Raw genomic sequence first — 12051 nt, 5'->3', positions numbered from 1 at the left:
TTTCTTACAGTTAGGAAAGTTCGACTAGTAGTCCACCACACTAACTTTGATTGGGTGAATAAGTTCGTAGTAAGGACTTTAGTCCTTGATTTGAGCGCTAAAGCGCTCACTACAAATCAAGCATTGTTGACTTGGCGGACTACTAGTTTAAAACACAGTTCATAGCGCCTTTGATGGCAAAAATTTTCTCAATAACATCAGAAACCACTTTATCTGGTGTCGAAGCTCCAGAAGTAATTCCTACAACAATTAGATCCGAAGGTAACCAATCTTCAAATACTTCAATGTCTTGATGCAATTTTTTATGTTGGATGCGGTTACCTGGCCCCAAGCGCTCTGCACTGTCAATGTGATAGGAAGGAATCCCGCGTTCACTGGAGATTTCGCAAAGGTGAGTCGTGTTAGAAGAGTTAAAACCGCCAACAACTACCATTAGATCCAACTTGTCTTCTACAAGCTTAAACATTGCATCCTGACGTTCTTGGGTAGCATCACAGATGGTGTTGAAGCTGAGAAAATGGTCATTGATATTGGCTGGGCCGTACTTACGCATAAGTGTCCGCTCAAACAACTTACCAATGTGCTCGGTTTCTCCCTTAAGCATAGTGGTCTGATTGGCGATACCCACCCATTCTAAGTCGGTATCGGGATCGAATCCAGGAGAATAAGCTTTGGCAAATTTGGCTAAGAATTCCTCACGGTTTCCACCATGAAGGATGTAGTTGCAGACATACTCTGCTTGTTGCAGGTTTAGGACAACAAGGTACTTATCTGCGTAGGAAGTGGTTGCAATTGTTTCTTCATGGTTGTACTTGCCATGAACAATTGAAGTGTAGTTACGTTTTTTGTGCTTCTCAACGCTATTCCACACTTTAGATACCCAAGGGCAAGTCGTATCCATAATTTTGCAGCCTTTTTGATTTAACAGCTGCATCTCTTCAATACTAGCACCAAAAGCAGGTAGAATCACAACATCTTCTGTACCAACAACAGAAAAATCCTTCTTTCCCTCTTCGTTGACTGGAATAAATTCAATTTGCATTTCCCTTAAGTTTTGATTGACAGAGGGGTTGTGAATGATTTCGTTGGTAATCCAAATACGCTCGGTGGGAAATTGCTGATGTGTCTCATAAGCCAGAGCGATCGCTCGTTCTACTCCCCAGCAAAATCCAAACGTTTCCGCTAGCTTAATTGTGACATTACCTTTTTGCAATGTGTAGTCGTTCTCTCGTATCTGCTGAATTAAGCTGCTTTGATACTCAGAGTACAACATCGTGTTGACTTCTGTTTGATGCCCAAATCCCTTACGATAGTAACGTTCGGAACTATGGAGCAATCGCTTAAATGCTTTTGTATTCATCTGCCGTTCTTCATTTTACAACTAAACTGCAATAGCCAAGGCTATTTCACTTTGACTCAAACTACAGGAATTAAACCAATTGGCAATTCGCTTTTTCGCCCATGACGCTACGCACAGTCGCTAACGCTGCGTTCGCTTTTAGCGTCTCGTAGAGAAGAGAGCAATTACGTTTTGTGACGGGGATTTAGATTTAGGCGTTCAATTCGCGCTGCCCTTCAAAGGCTAGGACTTAAACCTCCAAAGTTCGTTAAAATCTCCTGGACTAGCTGGATAACTAATAGCGCTAATCCTGGTTTTTGTGTCACATTACTCGACCTGATCAACCCATCTTTGATGGAATTCTCTATACTTCAAGACTGCCAGATCGTGCTTGACGTAAGCCCCCCCCACGTTTGGATTTATGTTGTCATAGATTGGCAGATCTTGCTTTGCACCAATTCTGTTTTCCAAACTAAAAACCACATAATGAAATATATCCTGCCAGAATTTGCCAGTTTTCTTTACCATTACCAAGATGTTCTGGACAGAGTTGTTTTCAGTAATAGGAGTCATGCCTACCAGCGTCTTATAGATCTCCTTACCATCTATAAAGGCCGTAACCTTCTGTCCACCGCACCAACTATCTATTAATAGCGTAAAGTTTTCAGCTTTAAACCCAAATGCCCGGGCTACTGGATCTAAACCTTCGAGTGAGCATTCAATTAACGCTGCAAACCTAGCTTCTTTTTGAATAGGTGGTTCGCTCTGTTGTGCTAGATACTGTTGGTCAGTTGTTAACAGAGTGATTTTAATGGGTTCAGAAACTTTTACATCGTGTAGTGTCACAAAATGATAATAGTCATACCCGTTTTCAAGCACACGTCGCGGTGTTGTTGTGGTTGGATCTGTAAAGCGGAAAGACATATAGTTATGTCTCTCGTCTTCAGCTGCTGGAAACTCAGGCAAAGGGAACAGAGGAGTCTCAGAACCGTACCACACCCAGATATAACCGTATCTTTCTGCCGTGGCATAATTAACCTGACGAGCTTTTGGAGGAATTTCGTTTAGACTAGTTACGAAAACACATTGCCCAGAGCTATCATAACGCCAGTGATGGAAAGGACATTGAATACAACCATCTACTACCTTACCAACCGCCAGACTAGCGCCCATGTGTGAGCAGTGACGTTGCATAATCACTGGCTGATCATTTTGATCTCGCCAAGCGACTAAGGGCAGACCAAATAACTCTATTTCTTTTGGCTTTTTACCTAAAGCTTTTGAGGGCAGAGCAACATACCAACTGGCAGCGAGATTCATTGCCTTTTTATTAACTTCTGTTTCCAGTTGAGTTAACTTTGAATTTTTGACTGTCTCAAGTTTGGTGTTCATTTATTTCTCCTTTGATACTTAATCCGATGCACAATTTTTTTGAAACTAGTGAGTTCTAGCTGTGATGTAGTCAGCGATCGCCATCAGAGGGATAGCTTTCTCTCCAAAAGGAGCGAGTTCAGCCTTAGCTTCCTCGACTAACTTTTTCGCCTGATATCTAGATTCTTCAATGCCTAATAAACTGGGGTAAGTTGCTTTTTGCGCCTGTAAATCTTTGCCTGCGGTTTTACCTAGTTGTTTTGCAGTTGCCGTGATATCCAGTACATCATCGATAATTTGAAAGGCTAGACCAATATTGTGAGCATAACGAGAAAGCCGTTGCAAAACCTCTTCATTAGCTCCCGTTAACAGCGCCCCTGTAACAACAGAAGCTTCCAACAAAGCCCCAGTTTTATGGGTATGAATAAAGTTGAGAGTTTCTAGATTAATATTTTTCAATCCCTCCGATTCTAGGTCAACAACTTGACCACCTACTAAACCTGTTGCTGCAACTGCATGGCTTAACTTCGCAACTACCTGCAACAACTGCTCAGATCGCACTCCCTTTGTCTGAACCAGAATAAACTCGAAGGCGTAGGCTAAAAGTCCATCACCAGCGAGAATAGCAATGTCTTCACCATAAACCTTATGGTTTGTCAGTTTACCTCGCCGATAATCATCATTATCCATAGCAGGTAAATCATCATGAATTAAAGACATAGTGTGAAGCATTTCTAGTGCACAAGCAGTAGGCATCGCCATCTCCACCGTACCTCGACATAATTCACAACTAGCAAGGCACAGAATCGGCCGCAGGCGTTTTCCCCCAGCCAGCAGCGAATACCGCATAGCCTCATAGATTTTTTCTGGATAAACTACAGCAATTGAACACTCAAGCGCTCTCTCAACTAAGGCTTGTCGTTCTGATAAATAGGTTGACAGATTAAAAGTAGCTCCTTGTGGAATTCTATCAGCTTCAAGCAGTTGTAATGATTTATTCTTGGTATCCGCTACCTTGATTTCATGACTAGATACTTGGCTTTGGTTATGTGTAGAATCTGGAAACGACAGTTCAAAAACTTTAGTATTCATTTAACATCTCTCCTCAATATTATGGCACTAAGTTTCATTGAAGTGATCCTTTTTTTCCTCCATTTGTTGGAGGAGAATTATTTTAAAATGTCAAACGATTAAATTACAACCTTGCCCAAAAATTAACCTTTTCCTCCCTAAGCTTGCGATACAAAAGTATGATATATAAAATATCAAAAATAAAGATGATAGGATATGAAATTTTAATCATTGGTGTTAATGGATAGCTATGATATGAAAAAAGCTCCGTTATGATTGCCGGAAAATTTGTTGGTTGCATTGCAGCAGTTGGTAACTCATAACATATATTGAGAAAAGCAAACAAGGTTCCAATAAACTTGAATAACGCGATGTAAATAGACTGACCATTTATATTATTGCGTCGCAGGAGCATATATACAAAAACAATCGACATTACCATGTTTATTACAAACCCAGTATACACTCCTTCTGTATCATTTAAATCCGGGAAAACATTAATTATGAAAGCAAAACAAATAGCTAAAGTTGCAAAAAATGTAATACGAAAAATATTCCTTGTAAAGGTAGGTGGAAAATCTTTTTCTCCATAAAGGAAACATTGCCAAGCGATTGGTATGTCGAAAAGAAACCAAGCAATACTAGAGTAGTGTAAATAGCTACTAAATGGTTGATAAATAAATGAATAGATTCCCTCCCACATAATATTTGCACAAAGAGCCACCATAGGCATCGCCAGTGAACGGTCTTTGAAGCCGCGCCAGATAATGGCGATATATGCAAATAGCCAAGAAATGTCACAAATTAAACCTAAAACTTCGCTTGTATTCATAAAACCTATACCTCTGAAGCTAGTTTCAAAAAATACCTTACTTAAGGAGAATTTTGTAGCTATGTCGTGTTAGAAGAGTTCAAGTCACCAATTACAACCATCAAGCCCAGAAAGTGTTAATTCAAATTGATGGAGCTAGTAGTCTGTCAAGAACTAATTGACGGATAAATTCCCTGTAGAGACGGCGATTTATCGCGTCTCTCTAACCGTCAAAATGAATTTGACAGACTACTAGATTCCTCTTCTAACTACGACTGGCTACATATCCAAGTTTTCAGCCTACTTTAAGGATCTATCCAGCGATCGTCTGCCTTAATTAGGTTAATCAATTCTTCGACACCCTGAGACTCGGGAACCTTTTTGATTTCTTCTTTACCACGATACAAAGAGATATAACCGGGCTGTTTACCAACATAACCGTAGTCAGCATCTGCCATTTCTCCAGGGCCATTGACAATGCAACCCATGACTGCGATATCTAGACCAGTAAGATGTTTTGTTGCTTCTCGCACTTTGTGCAGCACTTCTTCTAGGTTAAACAAAGTACGACCACAAGAAGGGCAAGCAACATACTCCACCATCGTTTTCCTTAAACCCAGTGCTTGCAAAATGCTGTAGCACACGGGAATTTCTTTCTCTGGAGCTTCTGTAAGCGATACCCGAATTGTATCGCCAATCCCATCAGCTAAAAGTGTGCCAATTCCAGCAGTGGATTTGATGCGTCCGTATTCTCCATCACCAGCTTCTGTCACCCCCAAATGTAGGGGATAATCCATACCTAGCTCATTCATTCGCTGTACCATCAGCCGATAAGCGGTTAACATCACTGGCACTCGTGACGCCTTGAGAGATATAACAAGGTTGCGAAAGTCTAGAGATTCACAAATGCGAATAAACTCTAGTGCAGATTCTACCATACCTTCTGGAGTATCGCCATAGGTAAAGAGCATCCGTTCAGCAAGGGAACCATGATTGACACCAATCCGCATTGCTTTGCCTCGATCGCGGAGAGAAACCACAAGGGGTTTTAGGGTTTCACGGATCTTCTCCCCAATTTCGTCAAATTCGGCCTGGGTATATTCGCTTCTGTTAGGTTTTGGCTTTTCAAATACGTACAAACCAGGATTAATTCGTACTTTATCAACATACTTTGCTACTTCCAAGGCAATTTTCATGCCATTATGGTGTACATCAGCCGCCAAGGGTACAGCAAGGTAGGTTTGGACTAATTTCTGTTTAATTTCACTTAAGGCTTTGGCGTGAGCCAGACTAGGCACGGTGACACGGACAATCTCACAGCCAATTTTGTGAAGGCGAATAATGGCAGCTACTGAACCTTCTACATCTAAAGTGTCTTCATTAATCATGGACTGCACCACTACAGGGTGACCACCGCCAATGGTGACATCACCAACACGAACGGGACGTGTTTTACGACGGACAATGGTGGTCTCAGAAAGTGGGCCAGAAGAGGTATTGACAATAGTGGGAGATGGAATAGTGAACATAGATTCTTGCCCTTGGATGTCAAAGTTTAGCTTCAAGTTCAATACTTTTAGGACTTACGCAAAATAATGAAAAAACGAACCGCAAAGGGCGCAAAGGACACAAAGGAATAAGAGTTTCACAGAGTTATTGCGTAAGTCCTAACTTTAAAAGAAACTAGTAAGTAGGTTGGCGCAATTAAAGTTAACTGGCTAAGGCTGTCATTTGTCATTGGTCATTAGTAAAGGTTTTAAGCTTATTTACGTTTCGTAACATACTTAACTTTTTTAGCACCAACGTACTTACCACTTTGCGGAATTTGGAATTTTGATACCGCAAGCGTTTCATTGATTTGCAATGGTGAGGCAGTCGCTCAGAGGGGGTTCCCCCCATGAGGAACTGCCGTTAGCGCAGCGTTAGCGAGCTTGCGTTCGCGCAGAGCGTCTCGTAGAGAGCGTCACCCGTTAGCGCCACGGAGAGCGAGTCTTTTCCCTTGGCGCTAGCCTCTCCCTTTGGGAGAAGGGGAGACGCTTTAGCGCAACGAGCGTCAGGGGTGGTCTATTTACGCCGTGCTGTACTAATAAACTTGAGAAAACTTTTTTACTGGCAATGTGACAGCTTGTCGTATTTGCTCGGCAATTTGTACACTAGTTAAGCCAATATCTGCCTTGGATTCCTCCGGAGTTGCGTGGTCAATTAATTTGTCAGGGACTCCTATGGGTGTTACTGATACTAATACGCCATGCTCTTGCAATGCTTCTGCTACAGCTGAACCAAAGCCTCCGATTACGCAGCCCTCTTCTAAAGTGAAGACTCGACCAATTTGTTGAGCTAGGGGCACAATCAATTCAGTATCCAGAGGCTTGACAAAGCGAGCATTCACTACAGTAGCTTGAATGCCATACTCACTCAAAAGTAGAGCTGCTTGCATAGCTGGGTGAACCATCGAACCATAGCCGACTATCAGAACATCATCGCCGGAACGCAGGATTTCGCCTTTACCGATGGGCAGAGGCTCCCAGCCTTCCTCCATCAAGGAAACACCATAACCACTACCGCGAGGATACCGCATAGCGATCGCACCTTTGGTGTATTCTATGCCAGTGACGAGCATCCGCTGAAGTTCGGCTTCATCTTTGGGAGCCATTAGTACGATGTTAGGAATGCAACGCAAATATGCAATGTCGTACATTCCTTGGTGAGTTGGCCCATCTGCACCAACAATTCCTGCTCTGTCTAGGCAGAAGAAGACAGGCAAGTTCTGAATGCAGACATCATGAATAATTTGGTCGTAAGCCCGTTGCAAGAAAGTAGAGTATATTGTCACGACTGGGCGCATACCTTCACAGGCTAAACCAGCTGCTAGAGTAACACCGTGTTGTTCGGCAATACCTACATCAATATATTGATTGGGCAGCTTTTCGTGCAGTTTGTCTAAACCCGTTCCGGTTGACATTGCAGCAGTAATACCAATGATTTTGGGGTTTTGTTCTGCAAGTTTCACCAAAGTGTGAGCAAAAACTTTGGTATAAGCGGGAGGCTTAGGTTTGCTGGAAGGGATGGCTTTGCCGGTAGTGAGATTAAAAGCGGTTTGAGCGTGGTAGCCTACTTGGTCTTTTTCGGCTAATTCGTAGCCTTTACCTTTGACAGTGGCTACATGGACTAAAACTGCTCCTGTTATCTGATGTGCCTGCTCAAAAGCGGCAATTAACTCCTCAAGATTATGACCATCTACAGGCCCGATGTAAGTAAAGCCTAGTTCCTCAAACATGGCTCCTTCTTTGGTCACTGCCAAACGCTTCATCCCTTCTTTAAGACGTCCAAGTTCTGGCGAAAGGGAATCCCCTACAATAGGTAAATGCTTGAATTGTTCTTTGAGGTTGTCTGATAAAAACTGTACTGATGGATTCAAGCGTAACTTATTGAGGTAGCGAGAAAGAGCGCCAACGTTTGGGGAGATGGACATTTCATTATCGTTAAGAACTACTAACAGATTAGTGTTAGGTAAGTGACCTGCATGGTTAATCGCTTCTAATGCCATTCCGCCTGTTAGCGCACCATCACCAATCACAGCTACCACTTTAAATTTTTCACCTTTCAAATCTCGTGCGATCGCCATACCTAGAGCAGCAGAGATACTTGTGGAAGCATGTCCTGCGCCAAAGTGGTCAAACTTGCTTTCACAGCGCTTGAGATATCCTGCAACACCGTTTCTTTGCCGCAGTGTGTGAAATGAATTGTAGCGACCAGTAATCAGTTTATGCGGATAGGCTTGGTGACCCACATCCCAAATGACTTTATCGCGTTCTAAATCCAGGGTTTGGTAAAGTGCTACCGTGAGTTCTACTACACCTAATCCAGGACCAAGGTGACCACCACTAGCTGCTACGGTTTCTAGGTGCTTTTGTCGAATCTGAGAAGCAATTTGCTGAAGTTCTTGAATTGACAGATCGTGTAATTGGTTAGGATGAGTCAAATCTTTCAGATGCATATATATCTCCTGTAAAAAGCAAGTAATTTCAAATGCTTAATAGTGCCCGCGCATTATTATGAACTTAGTACAATATTTCATAAATTCGTAGCGAATTCTCTTTGCGTTCCTACCCTACGGGAAGGGGTTCGCGAGTGCGTCTCCAAGAGTTGCGCCTATGGGCTTACCTTTGTGCCCCTACCCTGCGGGAAGGGGTTCGCGAGTGCGTCTCCAAGAGTCGCGCCTATGCGTTTAAATTTCAACCCTCAATTCGCCACGATTTTATGCTGCATCTGTACTTAATCTGTTACACCAATTATCATTTTGTAGCCATTTGCAGCCAAATCTATTCCGGCGTATGTAAGTGCTGTTAGGCCAACGGTAGATATAACCACGGTGATGAAAGAGTAAACCAAGAATAGTCCAGAATCCATTTTTAAAACTTTCATTGTTACACTCACAACCCACACACCAAGCAATGGAGTTATTAGTAGAACAAAGCCAATTCCGTAAATATCTATCCAATTTCTAAATCGTTGGGATGAAAAACGGTCGAGCCATGTTTTGACTTGTGGTATTTGACTAAAACGCTCATAACCATAGTGTATTAGTAGAACAGCAGTGTAACTACCTGCGACAGACCAAACTACAGTTGAATAGTAATCTAGACCGAGAGCGATGCCTGAAGGAATAGCTACATAAATTTCTGAAGCCGGAAAAAATCCCAGGAAACAAACCAAAAATGCCTTTAAAATGTACTCTATCATCTTTGTCCTTTTTCCAGGTTAATGAATGTTGGTTCTGAGCTTATCGATACTTAGCATTCATAAACTTGTTATAGGGGTGCAAGTTTCTGTAACAGAGTATCAAGCCTTTACTAGAAAAGACACACCAATAGCACCATAGAAATTATTGAGTTCCAAATTACCCTGCTCATCTACTGCTGTACCTTGACCTAAAAAAAGACGGGCAATGCGAAAGCGGTGATAGTTTTTGAGCAATTGTGATAGTGTCAAATGATGAGTTTGTTGCCGCCCCGCGAATAAATTCCTGTCTAATTCATGGAGATTATGCCAAGAGCATTTCATCAGTGCGTGATGGGCGTTATGGTAGCCAAAGTTCAACACGAGCAAATTCAACCACCAGTATCGGTGAGAAATTAAGGTTGTAAAGGTATTAGCTTGTTCGTAAGCGTCATTACGCTTGGGGAAAGGCAAACCAACGGGATATGTCTCATAAGTGTGCTGAAAGGCATCCATGAACCGCAATATGGTGATCATGCTACTGTATGCAAGAAAGTAAAGTACTAATGCTTTGAGTGACATTAATCCCAACAGGGTAAACAATAACCCCCGCACTATAAGCAGGATAATGACACGCATCCTTTCATTTCGACGCTTTGGATTCCAAAAAGGAGCAGTCAATGCCCAAAATTGAAATATCAAAGAAATCACCGGAAAATATAGCCACTCTAGGGCTAGAATCAGGCTGCGTATTGGTCTAGGAAGATTGTTAATAAAGGCAGGTAAGTCAAAAACCACAGAATCCAGTTTATTAACATGATGAAAAATATGCTCTTGCGCCAAATCTTTAAATCTGGCATAACAACCACCATTTAGCCACAGCATGATGTTGCCACCAACGACATTCCAACGCATATTATTGAAAATCGTGCCATGCATAAACTCGTGGGAAAAATAGGCAGATAGAGCCAAACTATGGGTGAATAATATGACTCCCAAAATGTTAAGCCCAATATTAGCTACTACCAAGAGTACTAGGCCACCGCAATAGGCACTCAAGATGTAGAAGAGAGCAATAACATTCCACAAAGGTTTTTTTCGATTGATGTAATAGGAAACGACGATGTCTTTTGTTGAAAAAATCTTCATCACCATAATTACTACTCCAGCAAGAGAATCAGTTTCCTCTTCATAACAACAAGTGAAGTGGTTAAAAACACAATATTTTGGGGTGGTAAAAAATCATTAGTTATTTATCAATTATTGAGCAAATTGCTCAATAATTGGTTCAGGAATAGCTGAAAAATGATGTTTGCGAAAATGAGAATATATTCCCATCAATCTTTGTTTCTCGTCATCTACAAAATTAGCTAACTTCTCTTGAAAAAGATTTTCGTAATGTGATAATTCTGCTTTTATATATTGAGGTGCTTTTTCTTTGTAAAGTGCCACAAACATACGATAAGTGTTATAGCTGTTTTGAGCAACGTCAGCAGCATAATTCTTGAAATCGTCCTCAATATCAGCAATAATTTCTACTAACCAAACGAGAGCTAAAATATTTTCATCATATGGCTTTCCTAGCATTCGGAATAAAATGAGATGAAGAAGGCGAACATCAGAAGAACGTAATTCTGCAATACGCATAACATCTGAATATCTTATTAATCCTTCAACCATTATCTTGTTTTCTAGGTGAATAAATTCTTCTCCTTTTGCTAATTCTTGCTCAATTACTGAATCGTAATAATTAAGCTCTTTTAAGAGATTAATTAAACTATATCTTAAAACTTGTAAACTACTATTATCGTCATTTGGGCTGTGCATAATTTTTGAACTTTGCCCTTGTTCCATAATCAAATCAGCTTGATAGATCGTAGCTTCCACACACGTGAGAACAGGGTAAAAAGTACAAATATCATCTGGAGAAAGACAATGAATCGGAAAATAAAACTGATAAACGTATTTAATGATCCGAGCCGATTTTTGCATTGCTTCATAAGAAATAAGAGGTGTTTGAGTAGTAGCCAACATTGTTTATCTCCTAGTGTATAAAACTTACTGCATTTGAAAATATTGGTGCAGTTACTTATTCAGATTTTTTCATTTACTAAAAGTATTACCCTAATAAATTAGAGAACCTAATCGGGTAAGTTATTAACCCAAGTTGCGGGTTATCGAAATTCATTTGCTTTGCGTTATTGAGATTTATGCGATCGCTAATTACAAATTGGCAGTTGGGCTATGACCAACTGCAACTTCAACTCAATTATGACCAACTAAAGCGATCGCCTGAATCAATAACGAGCAACTTGGGTTATTAGTAAAAGACCTGGAGAGTAAGTATTTCTCAAAGGCTTTGTAGATAATTATTTATCTAAAGACTGGTTTTAGCCAGTTAAAATAGAAAACTTAAGCTAAAAAGTTTATATTTTTAATTGGATCTTACGTAAGTTCTGAATCGAAATGCTTTTTAGCCGATAGCGAATGTAGATCGTTTTGCTAACTTTGCTAAAATTTACATTGCGAGTATATAATACCAATTCTGCATGAAGGTGCGCTAAATTAAGAAATCAGGGTGCATTCCCTAGCTGTCTATAGCGGTTCTCAATCGCATGGAATACAGACCTAACCCCCAGCCCCTTCCCTGCAAGGGAAGGGGAGTAATATTCAAAGCCTCTCTCCTTTTAGGAGAGAGGTTTGGAGAGAGGTCAAACTGTATTGCATCCAAGCGAGAACC

General features: G+C 41.1%; 9 protein-coding genes. All 9 read right to left on the bottom strand.

From position 1 onward, the window contains the following. Window positions 1-142 precede the first annotated feature (142 nt). Complete coding sequence (locus tag LC605_RS10880) at window positions 143-1360, bottom strand: 4-hydroxy-3-methylbut-2-enyl diphosphate reductase (RefSeq protein ID WP_229547564.1); 1218 nt, start codon at window positions 1358-1360, stop codon at window positions 143-145. A 306-nt stretch (window positions 1361-1666) separates the two neighbouring features. Next, entirely contained in the window at window positions 1667-2731 is a 1065-nt protein-coding gene (locus LC605_RS10875; protein ID WP_229547563.1) for a Rieske 2Fe-2S domain-containing protein, read from the bottom strand. Window positions 2732-2776: 45 nt separating this feature from the next. Continuing rightward, window positions 2777-3694 (bottom strand): geranylgeranyl diphosphate synthase CrtE, encoded by a 918-nt coding sequence (crtE, locus tag LC605_RS10870; RefSeq protein ID WP_229547583.1) that lies wholly within the window; start codon window positions 3692-3694, stop codon window positions 2777-2779. A gap of 211 nt (window positions 3695-3905) precedes the next feature. Then, window positions 3906-4613, bottom strand: a complete 708-nt coding sequence (locus tag LC605_RS10865) for a hypothetical protein (RefSeq protein ID WP_229547562.1) — start codon at window positions 4611-4613, stop codon at window positions 3906-3908. Between the two features lie 284 nt (window positions 4614-4897). After that, a complete protein-coding gene (ispG, locus tag LC605_RS10860) occupies window positions 4898-6121 on the bottom strand; it encodes a (E)-4-hydroxy-3-methylbut-2-enyl-diphosphate synthase (protein WP_229547561.1) in 1224 nt (407 codons plus the stop codon). Between the two features lie 554 nt (window positions 6122-6675). Continuing rightward, a complete protein-coding gene (gene dxs, locus LC605_RS10855) occupies window positions 6676-8589 on the bottom strand; it encodes a 1-deoxy-D-xylulose-5-phosphate synthase (protein ID WP_229547560.1) in 1914 nt (637 codons plus the stop codon). Between the two features lie 278 nt (window positions 8590-8867). Then, the gene (locus LC605_RS10850; protein WP_229547559.1) at window positions 8868-9335 is read right to left on the bottom strand and encodes a small multi-drug export protein; all 468 of its coding nucleotides are present in this window, start codon (window positions 9333-9335) and stop codon (window positions 8868-8870) included. A 99-nt stretch (window positions 9336-9434) separates the two neighbouring features. After that, the gene (locus LC605_RS10845; RefSeq protein ID WP_229547558.1) at window positions 9435-10466 is read right to left on the bottom strand and encodes a fatty acid desaturase; all 1032 of its coding nucleotides are present in this window, start codon (window positions 10464-10466) and stop codon (window positions 9435-9437) included. Window positions 10467-10571: 105 nt separating this feature from the next. Next, window positions 10572-11345: a hypothetical protein gene (locus tag LC605_RS10840; RefSeq protein ID WP_229547557.1), complete on the bottom strand. Its 774-nt coding sequence runs from the start codon at window positions 11343-11345 to the stop codon at window positions 10572-10574. Window positions 11346-12051 lie beyond the last annotated feature (706 nt).

It is taken from the genome of Nostoc sp. CHAB 5836, from assembly GCF_020829445.1.
Taxonomy (GTDB): Bacteria; Cyanobacteriota; Cyanobacteriia; order Cyanobacteriales; family Nostocaceae; genus Nostoc.
Note: the sequence above shows the minus strand (reverse complement) of the source record. Positions and strands in the feature narration are given on the sequence as shown.